This window comes from Euzebya pacifica (assembly GCF_003344865.1).
Lineage (GTDB): Bacteria > Actinomycetota > Nitriliruptoria > Euzebyales > Euzebyaceae > Euzebya > Euzebya pacifica.
Genome location: NZ_CP031165.1, coordinates 501878 through 524907, shown reverse-complemented (window position 1 = coordinate 524907; position 23030 = coordinate 501878). Strand labels below are relative to the sequence as shown.

Sequence of the window (23030 nt, the reverse complement as noted above, 5' to 3'; positions counted from 1 at the left end):
CCACCGAGCCGGAGCGGTCAGCCGGGCTGGCCGCCCCAGAGGCCGTGCAGGCGCCAGCCGCGGTCGGGGAAGCCAGCGGAGACGGCCACCCTCGCGCTGGCGTGGTTGGTGGGGTCGTGCAGGTAGGTCGGCACCGCCCCTTCCGCAAGGATCCGACGGGCGGCGGTCACGACCAGGCGACGGGCCAGTCCACGGCCGCGGGCCGCCGGGGTGGTGCCCACGGCGATCTCGTGGCCGAACTCGTCGTGGACCTTCCGACCGACGCCAGCCAGGTAGGCCCCACGGGGGTCGAAGACGGCGAGCACCCCACCGTTGAAGGGGTGCAGCCACTCCGGCAGCCGTGGGTCGCGCGCGTCGACCCAGGTGCCGAGGGACTCCAGCGGAGCAGGGGCGGTCGACCAGCGGAAGATCGCGTGGCCGAACGCCGCCCCGGGCCGGTCGAGGAGCTCCCCGAGGCGGCGACCGAGCTCACGACGGGGGATCCGGTGGTCGAACAGCGCCGGGTCGAGGACCGTCCGGACCGCCTCTTCGGTGCCGGGCGGCACCCCGACCACCGTCCGCGCCCCGTCCGACAACCCGCGCAGGGGCGAGACACGACCGTCCCAGTCGGGTTCGGTCCGCTGCTCGGTGCCCACGACGTGCAGGCCCGGACCGTCGGCAGGCCACTCGCCGAGCCAACGGCGGAGGTGTTCGGTCAGAGGATCAGCCACGACCCGGCAGCATGCCACGCGTTGCAGCCCGCGCACGTCTGGGCACGTTCCGCGACATGACGGACGGACCCACCCAGACCGACGCCTCCCGGACCGACGCCTCGACTCCGACCGACGCCGCGGACCCGACCGACGACGCGGAGCCCGAGGCCGCCCCCGAGCTGCAGGAGCTGGCCGGCCGCCTCTACGACATGGCGCGAGCGGGCCGGGGCGACCAGCTCGTGGCCTACGTCGACGCCGGTGTCCCCGTGGACCTGCGGACCGGCACCGGCGACAGCCTGCTGATGCTCGCCGCCTACCACGGCCACGCCGACGTGGTCGGGGCGCTCGCCGCTCGCGGGGCCACCGTCGACCTGTGCAACGACCGTGGCCAGAGCCCCCTCGCCGGGGCGGTCTTCAAGGGCCACGACGACGTCATCGACGTCCTCCTCGACCACGGCGCCGACCCGGCTGCCGGCACGCCAACCCCGCTGGACACGGCGCGGATGTTCGAGCGCCACGACCTCCTCCAGCGCTTCGCCGGCACCGCTGGCGGACACGACCGGTCCGACACGTAAGGAAGTCACGAGCCCACGCACCCCGTTGAAGGAGGATGCTGGGCAGCGTGCTGCGCATCCTCCTCCCCCTCCTGGTCCTCGCCCTCGTTGCGGCGGCGTGCAGTCCGACGGAGGAACCGGCAACGACCGACGCCGAGGCAACCGAGGCCGCGCCCGCCGGGTCGGTCGGCGTGGACAGCGACGGAAACGCCTTCCCTGCCCCACCGGAGGTCCCCGACGGGCCGCTTGCCGCCGCGGCGTCCCAGGCGCTCGACACGATCTTCGACACGCCGTTGATCCTGGACCTCGACGCCGTTGCCTCGCTGGCCGACCCCGGCGACCCGCGCGTACTGTGGGCGATCTCGGACCTGATGCGGTTCGTGCAGTCGAGGGACGAGCAGGCCGTGCTGCGCGACACCGCCGAAGCCCTGGCCGGCATCGACCTCGGCGAACGGGACTTCCCGTGGGGCCTGCTGACCGACCACCTGATCGCCTGGGACCTGCCCGACTACGACGGCTACGTCGACCACAAGGCCGCCCTCTTCACCTCGATCGAGCCCGGCTGGGCCCCGTTCTTCGACGACCCGGACGCCACGATCGACTGGCGGCAGGTGTCATGGGGTGGGGTCTTCATCGACGACCGGCCGCTCGGGGACACCCAGCCCTGCGAGGGCGGGTGCATCCCGAGCCTCGACGACCCGCCCTTCGTCCCCGCTGCGGAGGGTGCCTACTACCCCGACGACCGGATCGTGTTCGGCGTGGTCATCGGCGACGACGTCGTGGCGCTGCCGCGCAACATCATGGAGGTCCACGAGATGGTCAACGCGACCATCGGCGGCCGTCGGGTGGCCATCCCCTACTGCACGCTGTGCGGGGCGGCACAGGTGTTCTTCACCGACACCGAGGGCGGCGGCACCGACGAGATCGTGATGCGCACCTCTGGCCTGCTCCGGCGGTCCAACAAGGTCATGTACGACCTGACCACCGAGTCGGTGTTCGACACCTTCACCGGGCACGCCGTGACCGGTCCGCTGCGCGAGATGGGCATCGTCCTCCAGCAGGCCCCTGTCGTCACCTCCACCTGGGGCGACTGGAAGGACGACCACCCCGACACCATGATCCTGCAGGGCAACGGCGGCATCGGGCGCACCTACCCGCTCGACCCGCTGCGGGGTCGCGACGACAACGGCCCCATCTTCCCCGTCGGCGTCGTCGACGAGCGACTCGGCGTGCACGACCAGGTCCTCGGCGTCGTGCTCGACGACGGGTCGGCAGTCGCCTTCGCCGTCCTCTCCGCCCTCGAGACGCTGGAGGACGGTGAGGAGGTCGTGTTCGACGGCATCCGCGTCCAGCAGGACGCGGGGGGCCTCACGGCGGAGCTCGACGGCGTGCAGCTGCCCACCCATCAGGCGTTCTGGTTCGCGTGGTCGCAGTTCCACCCCGACACGACCCTCTGGCCCCACGACAGCTGAACCGCAACACAGGTGTCAAGTTCTGGATCAGGGATGCCGATCCCCCCGGGGACATGTCATCTGCGGTGCCAGTTCGCCAGTCGCGACGGCCGATCCTCGGCCTGCAGCGTCAGGTCATGCTCGCGATGGCCCTCGTCGTCACGCTGACGGCCGGTGTCCTCGCCGGCTTCTGGATCACCCAGCAGGACGAGGCGTACCAAGAACTGGTGCTCACCGGTGCCCGCACGATCGGGGACGGCTTCGTCGCCGAGATGACCGCCCAACTCGACGAGATGGGCGTCCTCGACATCGAGCAGCTCCTCGACCAGCTCCGTGAGGAGCCGGCGCTGGAGGACATCCGGCTGATGCCCGCGGCCTTGAGCGGCCCCATCGATCCGTCCTCGGTCCTGCACCTGGACCGCGAGCGCGAGCTCGGCGACCTCGTGGCGAACAACATCAGCAGATCCGCCGACGGCACCGTGACGATCAACCAGGCCGTCGCCTACAACGGAGTCACCCTCGGGGTGATCCGGGTCACCCTCAACAACGAGCACGTCCTCGCCCGTCAACGGGCCGCCCAACAACAGACCATCCTCGTGACCGTGACCGTCTCGGTCCTGGCAGCCCTGCTGGGTGCGGCCCTCACCCGCCGCATGATGCGGGACCTTGCCCGGCTGTCGGCGATGGTGGAGCAGTCGGGCACCGAGGAGATCCCCCGGGTCCTGGAGTCAATCCGCGACGGCGACCCCATCCCACGCCTCGGCGAGGACCTGACCTCGCTGCACCACTCCAGCCTCGAGGTCCGCCGGCTGAGCGACGCCTTCGAGCTGCACCACGAGGCGGTCACCACCCTTGCCGCCGAGCTTGCCGGACGCCTGGGCGCCAGCGACGACCGATTCCGGGTCGCCTTCGAGCAGTCCCCGATCGGCATGGCGCTCGTACGTCGCAACGGCGAGATCGTCCGGGCCAACCGTGCGCTCGGCGAGCTGCTGGGACGGACCCCCGCGCAGCTGGTCGACGTGCTGCTGACCGACTTCACGAGCGCGACCAGCACCGACCTGGTGGCTGCGGCGATCAAGGGCACCAACGACACCACCCGCGGGATGGTGCAGGAGGCCGAGTACCGGGCCATCGACGGCTCCTCGCTGTTCGTGCTGCAGTCCGTCGCCACCCTCGACGACGGCGAGGGCGGGGAGCTCCGCTCGGTGCAGATCCAGGACGTCTCCGCCGCCAAGCGTGCCGAGCAGACCCTCCAGAGCCTGGCCTTCGGTGACCCGCTGACCGGCCTCGCCAACCGCATGGCGTTCGAACAGCACCTCGCGCGCACGCTGACCCTCGGCGAACCGTGCGCGGTTGTCATGCTCGACCTCGACCGCTTCAAGCTCGTCAACGACTCCCTCGGCCACCTGACCGGCGACCGCTTGCTGCAGGCCGTCGCCGCCCGGCTGCGACGCAGCTTCCCCGATCGGGTCGTGGCCCGCTTCGGGGGCGACGAGTTCGTGATGCTGCTGGAGGGGCTGGAGGCCGATGCCGTCGAGGCCGAGTCCGCCCGCCTGCTCGAAACGATCGCCGACCCGTTCGTCGTCGGCGACCGGCGCTTCTACACCACCTGTTCGGTCGGTGTCGCCAGCTCCGAACCCGGGCTGGAGCAGGACGACCTGATCGCCTGCGCCGACGCGGCGACCTACGCGGCGAAGGCCGCCGGTCGCGGACGCGTGCACCGCTTCGTGCCCAGCATGCGCACCCAGGCCGATGACCGGCTGCAGCTGGAAGCGGATCTGCGGGAGGCCATCGGCACCGACCAGATCCGCGTCGCCTACCAACCGATCGTGTCCACGACGAGCGGCCGGCTGGCCTCCCTCGAGGCCCTGGCCCGCTGGGACCCCCCGGTCAGGGGACCGATCAGCCCGGCGGAGTTCATCCCGATCGCGGAGGAGACGGGGCTGATCGACGACCTCGGCCGGCAGGTCCTGCGCATGGCCTGTCGCGAGCTCGCCGGCCACCTCAACGACCCCCGTCTGGACGACCGCTGGGCCCTGAGCGTCAACGTGTCGGCCGCCCAGCTGCGCCGTCCCGAGGTCGCCGCGCAGTTCGCCGAGGACGTCCGCGCCGCCGAGGTGCCCACCGGCCGGGTGATCCTCGAGGTGACCGAGTCCGTCCTGCTCGACGCCGACGCCGTCCACTCGCTGGTCGCCCTTCGCGCCGAGGGATTCCGGTTGGCTGCCGACGACTTCGGCAAGGGCGAGTCCTCGATCGGGCAGCTGATGCGGTTCCCCCTCGACGTCCTCAAGATCGACATGTCCCTGCTGCGGATGTCGCGAGAGGCCGGTGAGGGCAGCGAGACGACGGTCATGGAGTCCGTGACCATGCTCGGACACGCCCTCGGCGCGGTGGTCGTCGCCGAGGGTGTCGAAACCGAGGCCGACCTGGTGCTGGCCCAGAACGCCGGGTGCGACCATGCCCAGGGGTGGCTGTTCGACCGCCCGGTCCCGGTCCTCGCGCTGGACCGGATGTTGCGGGAACGTGCGTTGGTCGCGGACCGGGAGATGACCTCCCCGATAGTCTCCGGCGGGTGAGCACGGCGATCCACATGTCCGGGGTTCGCGTGACCTACGGGAACGCGATCGCCCTCGACGACGTCCACCTCGACCTGCCGATGGGTGCGGTCACGGCGCTGATCGGCCCCAACGGGTCGGGCAAGTCCACCCTGCTCGGGGCCGTGTCGGGGCTGCTGCAGCCGGCCGCAGGCACGGTGACCGTGCTGGGTGGGCCACCCCGCCGGCTGGGTCCACGCCTGGCGTACGTGCCGCAGCAGACGGAGTCCAACCGGCTGCTGCCGGTGACGGTGCGCGAGGTCGTCACGATGGCCCGGTACGCCCACCGCCGGGGCCTGCGGTGGCTGACCCGTCAGGACCGCGAGGCCGTCGACCGTGCCATGACCCGCATGGAGGTCGACCACCTGGCCGATCGCCACCTGAGCACCCTGTCCGGTGGACAGCGCCAGCGCGTGCTGGTCGCCCAGGGACTCGCGCAGGACGCCGAGGTGCTGCTGCTCGACGAACCGGTGACCGGCCTCGACCTGCCGTCGCAGCAGCTGATCCTGCAGGCCATCAACGTCGAGAAGTCCGCCGGTCGGACGATCCTGCTGACCACCCACGACCTGGCCGACGCACAGCGCGCCGACCACGTGGTGCTGCTGGCCGGCCACGTCGTCGCGGCCGGCACACCAGCGGAGGTGCTGGTTCCCGACGTCCTCCGTGAGGGGTACGGCGGGCGGCTGGTCGACCTCGACGGCGGCACCCTGCTGGAGGACGTGCACGGCCACCACGGCCACGTCCACCGCTACGGCGACCACGACCACCAGCACTGACGCGATCAGGCAGGCGCCCCCGACCACTCCACGGTGCCCGTCTGGCAGTACGAGCCGTTGCCGGCCACGGAGTAGGAGATCGTGCCCTCGACCGTGGTGGCGCTGGTGAACGTCCCGGTCCAGACCTCCCGGTAGGTGTTGCCCTGCCCGTCGTCGTACTCGTTGTCGACCGACCAGGATCCGCCGGTCACCTGGATCGGCTGCCCCTCCGGATAGAAGGTGATGTAGGTCGAGGAGGACGATCCGTCGCAGTACCACAGGAGCGTGCCGTCGACGTCGCGGATCGAGGAGCCGTCGTAGTCGAACTCCAGCTCGGCGACGAGGGAGAAGGGTTCGGCAGCCCAGCGCCCGACCTGCCCGGCGCCCCCACCACCGCCGTTGCCCGGCGGCGGCGTTTCCCCTTCGGATCCCCCACCGGTACCGCCGCCGCAACCGCCACCGTCGAGCCGGTCGAGCTCGTCGGCGACGCCGCGGCCGATGATGGAGCTGTCGCCGACCAGCAGCAGGTCGACGGCGGGTGACCCGCAGGCCGACACCATGGCGGCCGTGGCGGGCGAGACCTGGTCGCCGACGATGACCACGGGGGCCTCGGCGTCCGACGCGATGCCCGCGGCGGCCAGGCCGAACGCCCAGCCGTCGGGGCGGAACCCGTTGACGACCACGAACTCGCGTCCCTCCTCGTCTGGCCACAGCTGCTCGGCGATGGCCGCAGCGGTCGCCGTTCGGTCGTCGCCGGCCACGCGGATCGGCCCGGGGACACCCTGCTCGATCGCGGCCGACAGCGCCGCGATGCCGCCGAGCAGCACCGAGCGTGTGGGCGCGTCGGACTGCAGCCACGCCGCGACGGCCGGGTGGATCGCGTCGGTGGGCGTGATCACGATCGGCACACCGCCGTAGGCCGCGATCGCGCCGCCGCTGACGCTGTCGGCCCATCCGGCGGTGGGGTTGTCCGCCGGGCCCGACGCGCGGGCGATCAGCACGGTGCCGTTGTCGGCGAACCGTGCACGCACCTCGGTGGCCACGGCGAGCGCGGTCTCGACCCTGGACGGTCCGGCCAGCCGCTGCACGTCGTAGCCCTCGGTGCGGAGCTGGGACTCGATGGCGACGCTGATCGCCCCGGTACCGCCCAGGAGGAACACGGCGCCCTGTCCGCCGAGGACCCGCTGGATCTCGGCGTGCGTGGACGCGGTCAACGCCTGGCTGTTGGTGAACAGCATCGGCCCACCGGCGGTCAGGGCCGCGCCCGCCAAGGAGTCGGGGAAGGTGTCGTCGCGGGACAGGACCACCCACTGGGCCCGGGGACCGGACTGCGCGAACCCGCCGGCGTCGGCGAACCGGGCACGGGCGATCTCGATGGCCGCGCCGACGGGTTCACCGCGCTCGATCACGGCGGTCGTCGCCGGGTCGTCGTCGAAGGCCACGACCGGCGGCTCGACCGGACCGGGCGGGGTCGGACCGGGCGGGGTCGGCGCGGGTGGCGGAGTGGCACCCCCACCGGCCGGGCCCCAGTCGGGGAAGCGGTCAGTGGCCGGGCCGGAGGTCACCCGCTCGGGCTGGCCGGCGGCCACACCATCGACGGGAACCCGCCAGATGTCGTAGTCGCCGCTGCTGGTCCCCGGGCCGGTCCCCGCGTAGATGATCCAGCGGCCGTCGGGGGAGTACTGCGGGTGGGTGTTGACGCCGACGTCGGTCAGCCGCTGCCAGTCCGTTCCGGTTGCTGACGCCGAGCACAGTCCGGTGTCGCAGGTGAAGACGATGCGCGTGCCGTCGGGGGACCACTCCGGGTCGTCGATCGACTCGGGACCGTCGGGGGCGTCCTCGTAGCGAATCAGGATCCGCTCGGCACCCGTGTTGGCATCCACGGCGTAGAAGTCGCCGGCCACGCGGACCACGATCTCGTTGTTGACGCCCCAGTCCGCCTGCTCGGTCCGGTACCCCGTCGTCAACGGGAACCCCCCGCCGCCGTTGGCGTCGGCGACCCAGAGGACGAACTGTCCCTCCCCGTCGTGGAAGCCCTGGAAGGCGATCTCGGTGCCGTCGGGCGACCACGTCGGCTGCTCGGCGCTGCCGAGGACGTCGTGGCCGATGGGGTTGGACACCTCCGTCACCTGGGTGCCGTCGATGGTGGTGGTCCAGATCTCGTCGTAGATCTCGGTACGCGTGTAGGCGATACGGGTGCCGTCGGGCGAGACGACGGGATGCTGCTCGACGTTGGTCGGGGTGTTGGTGACGTTGCGAGGGTTGCTGCCGTCGGCCTCGACGACCCAGATGTCACCGCCTCGTTCGAACGCGATGATCCCGTTGGCGCCGGGATAGGCCGCCCGGGCCGGCGGCGCGAGCAGGCCGATCACGAGCAGGACTGGCAGGAACGACGCGAATCGGCGCAGCACGATGACCCCATTCAAGACGGACGCCCCCCCGATGGAGCGTTGACCGACCGAGAATCTACGCCTCACCCGTCGTCTCCCGCTTCACTTTTCGGACCATTTTTCGAGTAGCCCAACCGGGCTGGTCCATCGGGCGGACCCCAATCAGTTGCCGAACCGGAAACCCACTTATACAGTTTCCGACATGGAAAATGACTTCCACCGTCCTGACCATGACCGTCCGTCCCGCGGCGAGGCCGCCGAGGCGCTGGCCGCGCTGGACGCCGACCGTGAACGACTGGCCACGGGGTCGCGGGTCCCGTGGTCGCTCCTCGCCGCCCTCGGTGGCGTCGGCGCCTGGTGGGTCGGCGCCGCGGCCTTCACCAACCCGGGTGCCGACTACGAGCCCCCGACCTCGATCTGGCTGGCCCTCGGCGCGGTCTTCGTCGTCCTCCACCTGATCCAGCGGGAGACCGGCATCCGCTTCCGGAAGATGGGCACGACCGCCAACTGGGCCGTCGCCGGCATCGTCGCCACCTGCACGGTGCTGTTCAGCGTGTCGCTCGGCCTGGTCGCCTCGGGGCTGCAGTGGGCGGTCGCGTTCACCAGCCTCGCGGGCTTCGCCGCCACCACGTGGCTGGCAGGGATCGCCTACCGGTCGGCCTTCTCCACCCTCCGCCGTGGCTGAGGTCGCGTTCGACGAGACCATCCACGCCCCCGTCAGGCTGCGGATCTGCGGGCTCCTCCGGCCGGTCGACAAGCTCGAGTTCTCCGTGCTGCGCGACACCCTCGACGTCGCCGACGCCACCCTCTCCAAGCACCTCAAGACCCTGTCCACGGCCGGCTACGTCACCGCGGACAAGGCCGCGTCCGCCGATCGACGCGACGCACGACGGCTGACCTGGCTGTCGCTGACACCGGCGGGCCGCGTTGCCTTCGACGCCCACGTCCGCGCCCTGCAGGCGATCACCACCCCTGCCGACTGAGGATGGCGGGTCTCGGCCCCAGCCTCAGATCCTGGTGCGGTACCGGCGCAGGCGGCGCCACTCAGCCGGCCAGCGCCGTGCCGCCCGGTCACGGCGACGCGCCGCACGGGCGGTGAGCACCCGAGGAGGTAGGCCACGTCGGGGTCGACCTCGCTGCGCATCGTCCGGAACGCCTCGATCGCGACCACGGCGTCCTGCCAGGTGCCGAGCACGTCCTGGGCACGGCCGGCCGCCTTCGACAGGTCCGCAGCCGGGGCGCCGAGGGCGGGCCGGACCGCGTCCGCGGCGTAGCGCAGGCGCTTGATGTGCAGCCGGACGTCGTGCAGCTCGTCGTCGTCGGCCCGGACCGCCGCGCGAACCCGCTTCCAGGCCTGCCTGACCAGGGGGGTGAGGGTCGGTCCGGCGGGCGCATCGGGCTCGAGCACATGGGGTGCGGTCGCCGCGGTCAGCAGCCGGTCCAGCAACCCGCCGTACCCGGGGGCGTCCAGCAGCGCGAGCAGGGCCTCGCGCGCCTCGCCCCGACGCTGGTCGAGCAGGGCACGCAGGCCGGGCGCGGCCTCGGCATCAGCGGGGTCGAGCTTCGCCAGGTCGGCCTCGACCCGTCCGATCAGCACGTCGAGGTCCCGCACCTCACCCAGCGCCGCGGCCAGGGGACGCAGGTCCTCGCGCAGCGTGTCGGCCCAGTCACGGTCCAGGACCGCCCGATGGGTCCGCAGGGTCGTCCGCAGCCGACGGGTCGCCACGCGCATCTGGTGCAGGGCCTCGATGTCCTCTCCCACCCGGGTACCCGGGTCGAAGCGGACCATCCGGTCGAGGTCGACCAGCATGGCGCGCGACACCACGTCGACGACGGGCTGCGTCGGGTTCGGCCGCGTGGGTTCGGGTACGACGAGGTCCGGCGGGGACTCGGCCGCCGGCCCGAGGGCACGGACGAGCTTCGGTCGGTTGCCGGTCTCGACCGCGCCGGCCGCGACCAACCGGTCGACCACTTCTCGTCGGATCCGGTCGTGGTCGCCCTCGACCTCCAGCTCGCGGAACCGGGCGACGAGGCGGCCGTCGACGTGTGCCTCGACGTTGTCGTCGGTGACCTCCACGGCCATCTCGCCGCCGGTGTGCACGCGGAGGCGTCCTCGTTCGGTGACCAGCGTGGCCACCGGGACCAGCGGCGCCCCGCGGGTGAGGGCGGCCACGGCGCTGGCGACCGCCGCTGGGGGACCCTCGTCGCTACCCGCGTACGCACGCTCGTCGCGCACGATGCCGTCGGTGTCTGCGTCATCCACGGGGTGCTTGACCTGCCACGGCTCGCTGTCGGCCTCCGGGCGGTACCGCACCGTCGCCCCGGCCCGGATCAGGCGCAGGTCGGCGGTGTCGAAGTAGGTCGCCTCCAGCCGCAACGGATCGACGTGTTCGACGTCGGCGCCCTCGATCCCCGACAGCGGGTCCCCGAGCGCCACGGTGGGGTGGAGGTCGAGCTTGCCCTCGTGTTCAGCGGCCATGCGGCGAAGCCTAGTTCCGGTCGACTCCGTGTGTCGTGGCCGCCCGGCCGAGGTGCTGGGCGGTCGCGTCGTCGGCTGGGTAGAACAGCTCGATCATCAGCTCGTCGAGGGTGATGTCGCGCGGGGTGCCGAACGTGGTCAGGGTCGTGAACAACGACAGGTCGGGGTCCACCAGGTCGACGGTCAGGACCAGCATCGGGTCCTCGTCGGGCATGCACGTGGGGAGCGCCGCGACGTTGGGATACCCCCGCACCTCCTCCAGCAGTGCAGCCAGTCCCGCGTCGCCGGAGAGCGCCAGCTGGTGCTCGAGCTGCCAGAGCAGGTAGCTGCCCCACTCCTCGAAGTTGCGGGTGCGCGCGGCCAGGCCGTCGGGGTGCAGGCTGACGCGGAACACGTTGAGGGTGGGGCTGGCCAGCTCCGGTGCCACCCCCTCGATCAGCGCCAGCGCGCCGGCGTTGGCGGCCACGACGTCCCAGCGCCGGTCCAGCACCACGCCCGGGTAGGGGTCGTGGGCGTCGAGGACCCGCTGCACCGCCGCCTTCGCCCTTGCCATGGCGGGGGCGTCCAGCGGGGTCTCGTCGTAGCGCGGTGCGTACCCGGCCGCGAGCAGCAGGGTGTTGCGTTCGCGAAGCGGCACGTCGAGCCCGTCGGCGAGGGCCAGCACGACCTCCGGGGAGGGGCTGGCCCGTCCCGTCTCGATGAAGCTGAGGTGACGCGTGGACACGCCGGCGTCCAGCGCGAGGTCCATCTGGCTGCGTCGCCGATGGCTCCGCCACTGGCGCAGGAGCGCCCCGACGGCGGGTGGGCTCGCAGACAGGGTGCCGGTGGTCGGGTCGGTCATGGCCGAACCGTAGGCCCGTCCCCCGCCGGCGGGCCATTACCCGAGAGGTAATCGACACCATGACCGGCCGCACCCATCGTCGGTGACGTCATCGTCCACGACCCGTCGGAAGGGATCCTCCATGACCGCCATCGCCTCCCCCACCCGCCTGTCCGCACTGTCCCGCGCCCTGCTCGTCGACGCCGCCGGGTCGGGTGCCACCGGCCTGTTGCTGGCGGCCGGCAACGGCGCCCTGGCCGAGCCGCTGGGCATCCCATCCGGCTGGCTGCTCGGACTCGGCGTCTTCATGTTGGCCTACGCCGCCGAGCTGCTCGTCGTTGCCCGGATGCTGCCCCGGACGGCCGGCTGGGTCCGCTGGTTCGCCATCGGCAACACCGGTTGGGTGCTCGCCAGCGTCGGGGCGGTCGTCCTCGGCGCGTGGGACCTGACCGGCCTCGGCGTGGCGTTCGTGCTGGCGCAGGCCGCCGCGGTCGCCGGGTTCGTCGCCATGCAGGTCCGCGCCGCGTCGACCGCCTGACCCCACCCCAGCGCGTGTCGGGTGATCACGACGGGCGGCCCGGAATCCGACACGCGTCCGGGTTGGCCAGCCCGGACCACGCCGGGGTCAGCTGGCCGGGCGGGGTCAGCTGGCCGGGCGGGGTCAGCTGGCCGGGCGGGTGAAGGTGGGCTCGTCGCTGGTGGAGCGATCGGGGTCGTAGCGGTAGCCCGCCACGTCGAAGTCCTGGATCGCCTTCATCGACCGGACGCGGTTGGTGACCAGCCACGCGGCCATCTCGCCCCTCGCCCGCTTGGCGAAGAACGACACGATCCGGTAGCTGCCGTCCTTGCCCTCGTCGAGGAAGCGGGGGCTGATCAGCTTCCCCTCCAAGCGGTCGGTGTCGACGGCGCCGAAGTACTCGTTGGACGCCAGGTTGATCACGGCGTCGGGTCCCGGCGACTCGGCCAGGTCGGCGTTCAGCACGTCGGTGATCTCGCCGCCCCAGAAGTCGTAGAGGGTGTCGCCGCGGTCGGTGGACAGCTTGGTGCCCATCTCCAGCCGGTAGGCCTGCATCAGGTCCAGCGGCCGCAGCACGCCGTAGAGGCCCGACAGGATCCGCACCGTCTTCTGCGCCTCGGTGTAGTCCCGCTCGCCGAACCGCCCGCGCGGGTCCATGCCCATGTAGACGTCACCGGTGAACGCCAGGACCGCCGGGCGGGCGTTGTCACGCGTGAACGGCACCGTGAAGTCCTGGTACCGCTGGACGTTGAGGGCGGCCAGGTCGTCGGAGATGCTCATCAAGCGGGCGACGTCGTCGGGCGACTTGCGGCGCATGACGTCGATCAGCTCCTGCGACCGCTCCAGCATCCGGGGCTCGGAGTGCTTGCGGGTCGGCAGCTTCGTCTCGTAGTCGAGGGACTTGGCGGGGGACAGCAAGGTGATCATGGCCCGGCCGAATCTACCCGGGACGGCTGGCCGAGCAGCTCGCGCGTCAGCGCCAGCAGCGCCTCGGCCGCCGGCGGTACCCAGCGATGGCGGTGCCACAGCAGCTGCACCGTGACCGACGGGCACGCGAAGGGCAGCACGACGAGCTGGCCGGACTCGACCTCCTCGGTGCTGGCGAACGCGGGCAGCGCGGTCAGGCCCATGCCGACCCTGACGCACTGCTTGATGGCGGCAACGGAGGAGAACTCCATCGGGTCGATCGGCACGACCCCTTCGGCGGCGAGGCGGTCGATGAACGCCCCGCCGTAGGAGACGTCGAGCTCGCTGAGGAGGAGGCGGAACGGCGCGAGGTCCGCGGACCCGAGGCGACGCCGTCCGGCGAGGGGGTGGTCCGGCGGTGCCAGCAGCCACACCTCCTCCTCCCGCAGGGTCTCGACGGTCAGGTCGGGGTGGCTGATCGGGACGTCCAGGGTGATCGCGGCCGCGGAGTCGCCCTCCACGACCCGGGCCACCAGATCAGCAGGGTCGTGGGGGCGGAGGAACAGCCGGACGTCGGGGAAGCGTCGCTGGAACTCGCGCAGGACGTCCGGCAGCTGGAACGTCGACAGGGTCTCGGTGGCGGAGATGGTCAGGTCACCGTGGGGCTGGGATCCCACGAAGGCCACCGTCGCGCTGGCCTCCTCCACGAGGTCCACGATCCGGCGGGCGTAACCCTCCAGCCGCTGGCCGGCGGGGGTCAGCACCACGCCGCGGCCGACCCGGTCGAACAGCGGGACGTCCAGCTCCTTCTCCAGGGACCGGACCTGGGCGGTCACCGTGGACTGGGCGTAGGCAAGCTCCTCGGCTGCCTGTGTGAAGTGCTGCAGGCGAGCGCACACGAGGAAGGTACGGAGGTCACGCAATTCCATCGAATCTACCGATCGGTATGTTCGGAACCATTCAGGAGACATGATCGCACAGGTGGGGCACCTTGGTGTCACTCCTCCTCCAGAGCCGAACCCCAGAAGAGCCGAAACGGAGCCCACCGTGCCCACCATCGCCACCACCACCTGCACCGCCTGCACCCAGGCCACCGCCGGTACCCGCATGTCCCGCCACACCGTCAGCGACGGATGGCTGACCTACTACCGCTGCGGCGGCTGCCGGGGCGTCAGCGCGGTCCACACCCCCCGGATCACCTGGGTCGGCTAGCAGACCAGACCACTCCGTGGCGTCGCCCGCAACGCCGCCACACCCCACGACGCGGCCGGATCCCCCTCGGATCCGGCCGCGTTTCTGCGTGGTGGGGCCGGTCGCCGCAGCCGGAGACTGACTCCGGCGACCCTGCCCTCACCTGCAGGTCTGGTTGTCTCGCACCCTCGTCGGGCTCATCGACACGCCGCGGCGCGTGCGATGCAGACGACATCCACGTCGGCGTCCCCGACGAAGGCCGTCGTGGCGGCCGGCATCGTGTTGCCGGTCAGCACCACGGGCGCCACCAGGCGGTCCGACGCCAGCGCCGCCGTCATTCCGCCGGCCCAGTCGCTGCCGTCGACGACGATGACCGTGTCGACCAGCTCTGCCGCAGGCATGCCCCGCCGACGGGCCAGCTCCACCGCGGTCCCGGCCCGGTCGTCGCCGTGGGCACGGTCGACGCCGAGGCCGATCTCGACGATCTCCTGCAGGACGGGACGGTCGATCGCGGCCTCGCCCCCGGCGACGAGCACCGACTGCAGTCCGTTGTCCATGACCTCCGCCTGCAGCCAGCCGGCCACCCGGGGGTCGAGCACGTCCTCGGTGGTCAGCACGACCGGGGCCTCCAGCGCCGCCGCGGTGGCGCCCGCGGCCAGCGCGTCGGCCCACGCGCGGCTGGGGTCGGTCTCGTCACCGTGGGCACGGACCAGGACGACCTGTTCGATTCGCGGGCCGATCATGTCGGCGATGGCGAGCGAGGTGGCGATGCGGTCGGCTCCGGCAACCCGCTCGACGGTCAGCGCCAGGCCCCGCAGCTCCGTGGCGATCCGTTCGGGGACGGCCTCCTCGCCGCCGAGCACGATCGCCCTGACCGCGCCGAGCCGGCCGATCTCCGCGGCGACCCGCTCGTCGAGGTGGTCGTCGCCGGTCAGCAGCAACGGGGCGTCGAGCGCCCCCTGCAGGCCACCGGACGCCAGGGCGTCGGCGAACTGGTCGTCACGGGCGATCAGCACCGTCTCGGTGCCACCGTCCTCGGGGCGGGCCAGCTGGGACATCGCGACAGCAACCGCCACGCGGTCGCCCATCGGCACCGTCAGGTCCTCGGTCAGCTGGGGAACGGGCCGGCTGCCCGTCCCGAACGTGGAGCGGGCGACCAGCTGGGCCAGGACCGGCTCGAAGTCCGCCAGGCTGCCGTCGCGGAAGGGCTGCAGCCCCTCGTCGGAGATGCAGGCTCCCTCGTTGATCTCGGTCGCGGCGACGACGTCGACGACGGCGCCGTGTGCGGCCTGGCGAACGGTCATGAAGCCGACGGTCCGCTCGACGACACGGTTGCCCTCGAACATCTCGAAGCCGTAGCGGATCCCGTCGAGCCCGGCGACCGTCGCGCCCACGGTGGGCTCGGCGATGTAGGACAGGTCGGGGCAGACGGTGCCCCGGTCGGCACGGATGGCCTCGTGGTACCGGCCGGCCTCGGCGGCGAGCGCCTGGCGCACCGGGATGCTGGCGTCGAGGTCGGCGGCGAGGTCACCCTCCTCCACCAGCCATTCGAGGTGTTCGACGATGCCCTGGTCCTCGCCGTCGAGGGTGGTGCACAGGACGGGCGCGTCCCCGTCGCAGGCGCCACCCGCCCAGCCGCTGGTCAGGTCGACGGACTCCGCGGGGAGGTTGGTCCAGTCCACGCCGGGCACGGACGCGCGTGAGGTCGTGGGGGCGGAGACGAGCACAGCCGCCGCCACGATGGTGGTCAGCATGGCGGCGCCCACGCCGACCCGACGACGACGTCGTGGGGATCGGGCCTGGTGGAGCCGGCCGGGAGGGTCGGCGCCGCGTCCGTCGTTGAGGGTTGCGATGGGCCGCTCGAGGGCGACGAGGGCGTTGAAGTGGTCGTGCGGGGTCATGGCGGGGTTGCTCCTTGGTGTGCGGGGGGGGTCTCGTGGTTTGGGGGGGTGCTAGATGGCGACGAACGAGGCGACGATGCGGTCGAGGGCCTGGACGTCGCGGGCGGCGTTGACCCGGACCTGGACCTCGACGACGGGGTCGCTGCCGTCGGCGGGGCGGGCAGCGATGACGACGTAGACCGCGGTGGTGCCGCCGCAGGCGGTGTAGGTGTCGAATGACCCGACGTAGAGCCCGTCGGTGTAGGGCTCGCGGCCCTGGAACGTGCAGGTCGAGCCGAGGGTGGTGCGCTCGTCGTCGAGGATCTGCTCGGGGGTGACGCCGGGGACGTCACCGGCCGACACGATCACGCCGGGGGTGGTCCAGGTGCTGGCGAAGGCCGCCAGGTCGCTGCTGGCCCTGATGTCGGCGACGGTGGATCCGCCGATGCTGACGGGCGTGCCGTCGACGTCGACCCAAGCGGTCGGCACGTCCACGGAGATGCGACCGGTGTCGTCGATGACCGTGACGTAGGTGTCGTAGGCCGGCAGCTCGGCGCCGGCGGTCATCGGCACCTCCGACATGAAGACGGTCGGCTCGTCGGGAGCGGCAGGTGCGGGCGGTGCCGGTGGTGCGGGTGCGTTGGGTGCGGTGGGGGTTGTGGTGGTCGAGGGCACGGGGACCGACGGCTTGTCGACCGCCTCGGTCGCCGTCGGGGTGGGCTGCGCCGTCGCGGTGGGCTCGGCGGCGGTGGTGGGCTCGGCGGCGGTGGTGGGCTCGGCGGCGGTGGTGGCCTGGTCAGCTGCTTCAGCGGTCGCCGCGGCCTGCGCGGTGGCGGCGACGCCGTCGTCGCTGCAGCCGGCTGCGCCGATCACGAGGAGCAGTGCCATGGACAGGGCCACGGTCGTCTGACGGAGGTGGAACGGGAACGCGGACACAGGGGTCTCCGATGCGGTGAGGGGGAGGTCTTGTGTCGCCCTCCGGACGGGCGGTGCAGGCCGGCTCGGATGGCGACGTGGGAGACCGTACGGAGCCCCGACCACCCCCTCGACGGCTCGTTGGCGGGTGCAACCGGGGTGCAACGCCGCCGCCATCGCGTGCAATCGATCCCGGGGCGTTCTGTCGGGCCGGGCGTTCTGTCGGGCCGGCCACCCGTCAGGGTCAGCCGGCGAGGTGGTCGAGCAACGCCAGGAGGGCTCGGCCGTCACCGCAGTAGCCGACGGAGACGTCGAGGTCGTCGTTCCGCCAGAGCCCGGCGGTGGGGTGGTCTGCGGCGCCGGTGCGGGCGGTCCCCGGTTCGGGCGTCCAGCCGCCCCGGACCCGGGCCTCGGCCCATCGCGTCGAGGACACCAGCCGGGTCAGGTCCGCGGCGGTCGACGTCCACCCCTCCTCCCAGCGGGTTGCGGTCATGCCGAGGGGTTCGGTGACGATGTCGGCGACGACACGGCCGACGCGCTGTCCCGACACGGCAGCGACCACGCGCCCGAGCAGTGCGGCCGAGGTCGACGTGGGTGTGGCCGGTTCGGCGATGTCGGTCAGCAGCGACGCCACGGTCAGGTCCGGGTCGATGTCGGTGGGCAGCGTGCGCCGCGCCACGCACTCCCCCAGCGTCGTGCCGAACGACAGACAGCCCTGCTGCGCGAGCTGGGCGACCACGACGGACAGCAGGAGGCCACGAACCCGGGGACCGAGTCGGCACGGCCGGTCGACGTCGACCTCGATCACGGATCGGCCGCCGACCACCAGCTTGGTGCTGAGGGGAAGGTGATCGGCCATTTCGCCGAGGACGAGTGGGAGGTCGGTGAGCAGGACGGGCACAGCAGCTCCAGGTCTCCCGGGCCCCGACGACCCGGCTTCCGGCACTGTGCCCGACGGACGCCACCCCCCTTCCGGCGATCCCGTCTCCCCACTCCCCTGCAACGTCGCTGCAACGTCGACCACGACCGCCCCGAAAATTCCCCTTCGCCCCATGGGAGACACCGATCTAGGATCGAGGCGTCCAGCCGGTCCACGGTGGACTGTCGTCAGCAGACGACAAGGGGTCCTTCGGGCGTCGTGCGAGGAAGCGCGTTGTCCACAGCGAATCTTGACCATTCCGGTTCGGTGGCGGTGCGCGTGCACCTGCTCGGACCGGTCATCGCCACCATCGACGGAGCCGAGGTCGGGCTCGGCGGTCGGATGCCTCGTGGTGTCCTCGCCGCCCTGGCGCTCGAGGCCGGTTCGCTGGTGCCGGCGGAGCGCCTGCTGGTCGACCTCTGGGGCGAGCAGCCACCGCCGACCGCCGAGGGCACCCTGCGGGCCTACGTCTCTCGCCTTCGTGCGGCGCTCGGACAGGCGACGCTCCCGCGGGTCACGGGTGGCTACACCCTCGACGTGCCGACCACGGCCGTGGATGCGCTGGCGGTGGCCGATCTCCTGCTGCTGGCCAGGGCCGCCATCACCCACGAACCCGCTGAGGCCGAGCGGCTGGCCGACGACGCGCTCGCCCGTTGGCGGGGCGAGGCGCTCGGCGACGTGGTCGCCCTGCCGTTCGCCGTTCCCGCCGCGGAGGGGCTGACCGCTCGCCGCCTGGAGCTCGAGGTGTTGCGGGGTCGAGCCCGGATGGTTGCCGGTCGCCACGACCTCGTGCGCGACAGCCTCGGCGTCGTGGCCAGCCGAGCGCCGACCGATGAGCAGGTCACCGCCCTGCTGATGGTGGCGGCCTACCGTGACCAGCGGCAGGCCGAGGCGCTGCAGCGCTTCGACACCCTTCGCGTCGTCCTCGCCGACACCCTCGGGATCGACCCCGGGCCGGAGGTGCAGCGCATCCACCGGGCCGTGCTGCAGCAGGATCCCGACCTGCTCGAGGGCGACCCGCTGGGTGTGCCGTCCGCGTCGGCCACCCCCGTCACCATCACGATGGACGGGCCCGACCGTGGACTCGAGATGGGGCCGGCACCCGCGGTCCGGTCGACGGCGCTGGAGGGGTCGGCCGGCCGCGCCGTCCCGATCCCGCTGACCACGTTCGTCGGCCGCACCGCGCAGCTGGAGCAGGTACAGCGGCTGTCCTCGACCGCCCGCCTGCTGACCCTCACCGGCGTCGGCGGTGCCGGCAAGACCCGGCTGGCGCTGGAGTCGGTGCGACGGCTTCGTCCCCGGCTGCCGGACGGACCGTGGCTGATCGAGCTGGCCGGGGTGACCGATCCGGCGATGGTGCCGGCCACGCTCGCGCAGGCGATCGGTGTCGCCGCCGTCGCCACCGACCCCATGTCCGCGGTCATCGCTGCGATGTGCGGCTGTCGAGCGGTGGTGGTGCTGGACAACTGCGAGCACGTCATTGACGCCGCCGCGGCCGTCGCCGCCGAGCTGCTCGGCGCGTGCTCGGAGATCTCGATCGTCGCGACCAGCCGTGAGCCGCTGGGCGTGCCCGGGGAACGTGTCCTCGTCATCCCTCCCCTCGCCGCGGGCGTGGCGGACGAGGTGGGGGAGGCCGAGCTGCTGTTCGCCGATCGAGCCGCCCTGGTCGACCCGGACTTCGTCCTCGACGACCGGACCCGACCGATCGTGCAACGCATCTGCCGGGCGCTCGACGGCATACCGCTCGCCATCGAGCTCGCCGCCGCCAGGCTGTCGGCGCTGTCGCTGGCCCAGATCGACGGGCTGGTCGAGGACCGCTTCGCGCTGCTCGGCGACGGCGGCCGGGGAAGTGCACCGCGACACCGCACGATGGCGGCGGCGATCGACTGGTCCTACCGGCCGCTGACGACGGCCCAGCGCGAGGTGCTGCATGCCGCCGCGGTGTTCGCCGGCGGCTGCGACCTCGATGCCCTGACCGCCGTGGCGGGGGGCCGGCTCGGCACCACCGCGGCGGTGCTGACGCAGCTGGTCGACAAGTCCCTCGTCATGCCGGTGGACGTGGCCGGCGGCCGTCGCTTCCGGGTCCTGCAGACGATCCGCGACTACTGCCGCGAGCACGTGGGCGAGGATGCCTGGGGGACGCTTGCCGCCCGACACGCCGCGTGGATGGCCGAGGTCGCGGAGGGCGTGGCCGATGCCTACCTGGGCCGGGACACCCGCTGGGACGTCGCGATCGCCGAACGCGACAACGTCCGCGCGGCCCTGACCCACTGCGACGCGACCGGCGATGTCGAGACGGCCCTGCGGATCTGTGGCGACCTGTCGTGGGCCTGGTTCAGGCTCGGACAGGTCACGGAGGGGAACCGATGGCTCGACCGGCTGCTGGAGGAGGACCCCGAACCGCTCGGGGACGGCACGGTTCGCCTGGGCCGGGCGACGGTGGCCGCCGCTGACCTGGTCCAGGCGCTCGTCGGTCGGTCACAGGGGGCCTACCTCGCGGGCGACCTGCCCACGGCCCATCGGCGGATCACCCAGGCGGTGGCGCTGGGCGAGCCGTCGGGCAGCGGTGTGCTCGCGTCGCTGTCCCGCACCTACCTGGCCTACTTCGAGGCGGCGTTCGGCAACGCCGACGTGGCCGACGAGCTGCTCGACGTCGCCGAGTCCATCGACGTGCCCGAGTGGGTCCTGGCCGAGGTCGACATGGTCCGTGGTCAGGTACGCCGGTCGCAGGGCCGCATCGCTGATGCCGTGGCGGTGCTCGAGCGGTCGCGCGAGCGCGCGGTCCGCTGGGAGAACACCTACGTATGGGCGTCGTCCGGCTGGATCCTGGCCAAGATCCTCCTCGACGAGGGTCGAGCCGTCGAGGCCGGCCCGTTGCTCGCCGAGGCGACCCGCCGGTTGGCCGAGCAGGGCGACCGCTCCTCCACCCTCACCGCCCTGCACACGATGGGGTCCATCGCGGCCGAGCTCGGCCGTCACTACGAGGGTGGCGTCCTGCTCGGGGCCGTGGACCGTCTGGGGGCCCGCGTCGGCTTCCACCCCGCCCGCATGGATCCCATCGACGGTCCCCGGCAGCGCGAGCTGGTCACCGGCGTGCTGCCCGCCCCGGCGCTGGAACGAGCCCTGGCCGAGGGGGCCGAGCTGGACTGGGCCCACGCCGTGGCCCTCGCCGTGCAGGTCGGCACCACTCCCCCTCGCCGCGTCCCCTCCTCCGCCGCCCGCCGCTGACCCAGCGTGCGGTCGACCGGCCCAGCGGCGGCCCCTGCGGATGGAATCGCCTCCGAAATGGCCGGGTCGGTCGTCCGGCGGAGGCGATTCCATCGGGCCGAGCCCCGAAACGCGCGGTTTCGCCCCGTCGAGCCGGTCGATTCCATCCACCCGTGGAGGCAATTCCGTCCGGGGAGGGGGGCGCCGTGCGGTCGAGCGGTGGGTACCGTTCGTGGGGTGCAGCGAGTCAGCGTGGTGGGGACCAGCGGGGTCGGCAAGACCACGCTGACCGGCGTGCTGGCCCGAGCGCTCGACGTGCCGGCGCTGCAGCTCGACGCGGTCCACCACCTGCCCGGCTGGACGCCGATCGACACCCCCACGTTCCGCCAGCAGGTCGGGGCGTTCGTCGCACGACCCGGTTGGGTCGTGGACGGCAACTACGCCGCGGTGCGGGACCTGGTGTGGGCTCGAGCGGACACGGTGGTGTACCTCGACTACCCCCGCTGGCGGGTCATGCGCCAGCTGGTGCCGCGTACCCTGCGTCGACTGATCACGCGGGAGGAGCTGTACAACGGCAACCGCGAGGAGCTCCCGAACCTGCTCAGCCGCGACCCCGACCGCAACATCCTGCTGTGGGCCTGGACGACCCACCGGGCCAAGCGGGAGGAGTTCACCGCGGCAATGGCCGACCCCGCCAACGCCGGCTTGCGCTTCATCCACCTCACCTCTCCCGCCCACACCGCCGACTTCGTCAGGACCCTCCGTGAGTGACCGCTGGACCGCCGATGCCTTCGTGATGGTGGACTGGAGCGCCGCCTCCAGGCAGGGACCGAGCGACGGTGGGGCCAACGGCCTCTGGGCGGCCATCGGCGAACCCGGCGCCGAGGACCGGGTGCTGCCGTTCCGCACCCGCATCGACGCAGCCCGCTGGATGGAGGAGGAGCTGCGTCGCCTGACCCACGACGGCCGCCGGGTCCTGTGCGGGATCGACGCGGCGTTCGGTTATCCCTCCGGCACCGCCGCTGCCCTGGGCCTTCCCGCCGCTGAGGACCCGTGGACGTGGATGCGGACCCTGCTGGCCGACCTGATCACCGACGACGAGCGCAACGTCAACAACCGCTACGCCGTGGCCAACGAGCTCAACGCGCGGATGGGCGCAGAGGAGGGGCCGTTCTGGGGACGACCCGAGACCCAGCCCCTCCCCCACCTGCACCCGACCAAGCCGACCTATCCCGTGACCACGCCGCACGCCTGGCCGCTGGCCGAGCTGCGCCACACCGAACGGCACTGGCGCGACCGGGGCCATCAGCCCAAGTCGGTGTGGCAGGTGGCCTACAACGGGTCGGTCGGCGGGCAGACCCTCGTTGCCCTGCCCGTGATCCACCGGCTGCGCCAGGCCTTCGCCGAGGAGCAGCTGCTCGTCTGGCCCTTCGACACCGGCTACAACACCGGACGCTTCCCCTCCCCCGGGGTCGTCGTCGCCGAGGTCTACCCGAGCCTGCTGCCCCACGACCCGGCCCTGCACCCCGTCCGTGACGCCGCGCAGGTGCTCGCCCTCGTCAGGGCCTACCGCCGCATGGCCAGCGACGGCAGCCTGCTGACCGCGATCGGCCCGCCCGACCTGAACGTCACCGCCATCACGGCCACGGTCCGCGAGGAGGGCTGGATCCTGCCGGTGATCGGCGCCTGACGGGCGGGCCTTGGCGGCACAGGTGACGGTTCGCGGGACCCTGCCCGTTCGCGGGTGTTTGTGCGCCCAC

The 23030-nt window shown here is 72.4% G+C and carries 19 protein-coding genes and 1 pseudogene; 11 read left to right on the top strand and 9 right to left on the bottom strand.

Going from position 1 to position 23030, the window contains the following annotated elements; translation table 11 throughout:
- Positions 1–17: 17 nt before the first annotated feature.
- Positions 18–710 carry a GNAT family N-acetyltransferase gene (locus DVS28_RS02115; RefSeq protein ID WP_114589986.1) on the bottom strand — a complete coding sequence of 231 codons (693 nt, stop codon included), beginning with the start codon at positions 708–710 and terminating at the stop codon, positions 18–20.
- 191 nt (positions 711–901) lie between these two features.
- Between DVS28_RS02115 and DVS28_RS02110 the strand changes: the two genes are divergently transcribed.
- The 4 genes from DVS28_RS02110 to aztA all read left to right on the top strand — a co-directional run bounded on the left by DVS28_RS02110 (position 902) and on the right by aztA (position 6067).
- Positions 902–1267, top strand: a complete 366-nt coding sequence (locus tag DVS28_RS02110; RefSeq protein ID WP_342795461.1) for an ankyrin repeat domain-containing protein — start codon at positions 902–904, stop codon at positions 1265–1267.
- A 47-nt stretch (positions 1268–1314) separates the two neighbouring features.
- Positions 1315–2718, top strand: coding sequence for a DUF3179 domain-containing (seleno)protein (locus DVS28_RS02105; protein ID WP_164709828.1), 1404 nt, complete (start codon positions 1315–1317; stop codon positions 2716–2718).
- 65 nt (positions 2719–2783) lie between these two features.
- The gene (locus DVS28_RS02100) at positions 2784–5273 is read left to right on the top strand and encodes a putative bifunctional diguanylate cyclase/phosphodiesterase (RefSeq protein WP_216826336.1); all 2490 of its coding nucleotides are present in this window, start codon (positions 2784–2786) and stop codon (positions 5271–5273) included.
- Positions 5270–6067, top strand: coding sequence for a zinc ABC transporter ATP-binding protein AztA (gene aztA / locus DVS28_RS02095; protein ID WP_216826335.1), 798 nt, complete (start codon positions 5270–5272; stop codon positions 6065–6067). Before DVS28_RS02100 ends, aztA begins: the two co-directional genes overlap by 4 nt.
- Positions 6068–6072: 5 nt before the next feature.
- Here aztA and DVS28_RS02090 read toward each other — a convergent pair whose 3' ends face one another.
- A complete protein-coding gene (locus DVS28_RS02090) occupies positions 6073–8457 on the bottom strand; it encodes a cell wall-binding repeat-containing protein (protein WP_164709827.1) in 2385 nt (794 codons plus the stop codon).
- A gap of 181 nt (positions 8458–8638) precedes the next feature.
- On the opposite strand from DVS28_RS02090, the gene DVS28_RS02085 reads away from it, so the two are divergent.
- Together DVS28_RS02085 and DVS28_RS29410 are read left to right on the top strand one after the other, a co-directional pair.
- On the top strand, positions 8639–9121 hold the full coding sequence (locus DVS28_RS02085; protein WP_114589982.1) for a hypothetical protein: 483 nt from the start codon (positions 8639–8641) through the stop codon (positions 9119–9121).
- Positions 9114–9419: a transcriptional regulator gene (locus tag DVS28_RS29410; protein ID WP_114589981.1), complete on the top strand. Its 306-nt coding sequence runs from the start codon at positions 9114–9116 to the stop codon at positions 9417–9419. Before DVS28_RS02085 ends, DVS28_RS29410 begins: the two co-directional genes overlap by 8 nt.
- Positions 9420–9598: 179 nt before the next feature.
- On the opposite strand, the pseudogene DVS28_RS02075 reads toward DVS28_RS29410, so the two are convergent.
- Positions 9599–10915, bottom strand: a pseudogene (locus DVS28_RS02075) (CYTH and CHAD domain-containing protein); the annotation flags it as partial.
- A 10-nt stretch (positions 10916–10925) separates the two neighbouring features.
- The gene (locus DVS28_RS02070; RefSeq protein ID WP_114589979.1) at positions 10926–11756 is read right to left on the bottom strand and encodes a helix-turn-helix domain-containing protein; all 831 of its coding nucleotides are present in this window, start codon (positions 11754–11756) and stop codon (positions 10926–10928) included.
- Positions 11757–11877: 121 nt separating this feature from the next.
- Between DVS28_RS02070 and DVS28_RS02065 the strand changes: the two genes are divergently transcribed.
- On the top strand, positions 11878–12273 hold the full coding sequence (locus DVS28_RS02065) for a hypothetical protein (RefSeq protein WP_114589978.1): 396 nt from the start codon (positions 11878–11880) through the stop codon (positions 12271–12273).
- A 123-nt stretch (positions 12274–12396) separates the two neighbouring features.
- On the opposite strand, the gene yaaA is transcribed toward DVS28_RS02065, so the two are convergent.
- Both yaaA and DVS28_RS02055 read right to left on the bottom strand, forming a co-directional pair.
- Positions 12397–13179 (bottom strand): peroxide stress protein YaaA, encoded by a 783-nt coding sequence (yaaA, locus tag DVS28_RS02060; protein ID WP_114589977.1) that lies wholly within the window; start codon positions 13177–13179, stop codon positions 12397–12399.
- On the bottom strand, positions 13176–14081 hold the full coding sequence (locus DVS28_RS02055; RefSeq protein ID WP_164709826.1) for a LysR family transcriptional regulator: 906 nt from the start codon (positions 14079–14081) through the stop codon (positions 13176–13178). Before DVS28_RS02055 ends, yaaA begins: the two co-directional genes overlap by 4 nt.
- A gap of 124 nt (positions 14082–14205) precedes the next feature.
- On the opposite strand from DVS28_RS02055, the gene DVS28_RS28065 reads away from it, so the two are divergent.
- Entirely contained in the window at positions 14206–14370 is a 165-nt protein-coding gene (locus DVS28_RS28065) for a hypothetical protein (RefSeq protein WP_164709825.1), read from the top strand.
- 176 nt (positions 14371–14546) lie between these two features.
- On the opposite strand, the gene DVS28_RS02050 is transcribed toward DVS28_RS28065, so the two are convergent.
- The 3 genes from DVS28_RS02050 to DVS28_RS02040 all read right to left on the bottom strand — a co-directional run bounded on the left by DVS28_RS02050 (position 14547) and on the right by DVS28_RS02040 (position 18045).
- Entirely contained in the window at positions 14547–16250 is a 1704-nt protein-coding gene (locus tag DVS28_RS02050; RefSeq protein WP_114589975.1) for a cell wall-binding repeat-containing protein, read from the bottom strand.
- 51 nt (positions 16251–16301) lie between these two features.
- Positions 16302–17165 carry a hypothetical protein gene (locus DVS28_RS02045; protein ID WP_114589974.1) on the bottom strand — a complete coding sequence of 288 codons (864 nt, stop codon included), beginning with the start codon at positions 17163–17165 and terminating at the stop codon, positions 16302–16304.
- 223 nt (positions 17166–17388) lie between these two features.
- Complete coding sequence (locus DVS28_RS02040; protein WP_114589973.1) at positions 17389–18045, bottom strand: serine hydrolase domain-containing protein; 657 nt, start codon at positions 18043–18045, stop codon at positions 17389–17391.
- A 285-nt stretch (positions 18046–18330) separates the two neighbouring features.
- Between DVS28_RS02040 and DVS28_RS02035 the strand changes: the two genes are divergently transcribed.
- From DVS28_RS02035 to DVS28_RS02025, 3 genes are all read left to right on the top strand, one after another.
- The gene (locus DVS28_RS02035) at positions 18331–21291 is read left to right on the top strand and encodes an AfsR/SARP family transcriptional regulator (RefSeq protein WP_114589972.1); all 2961 of its coding nucleotides are present in this window, start codon (positions 18331–18333) and stop codon (positions 21289–21291) included.
- Between the two features lie 216 nt (positions 21292–21507).
- A complete protein-coding gene (locus tag DVS28_RS02030; RefSeq protein WP_114589971.1) occupies positions 21508–22041 on the top strand; it encodes a P-loop NTPase family protein in 534 nt (177 codons plus the stop codon).
- Positions 22034–22960: a hypothetical protein gene (locus tag DVS28_RS02025; RefSeq protein ID WP_114589970.1), complete on the top strand. Its 927-nt coding sequence runs from the start codon at positions 22034–22036 to the stop codon at positions 22958–22960. The genes DVS28_RS02030 and DVS28_RS02025 overlap by 8 nt, the downstream gene beginning before the upstream one ends.
- Positions 22961–23030: the final 70 nt, after the last annotated feature.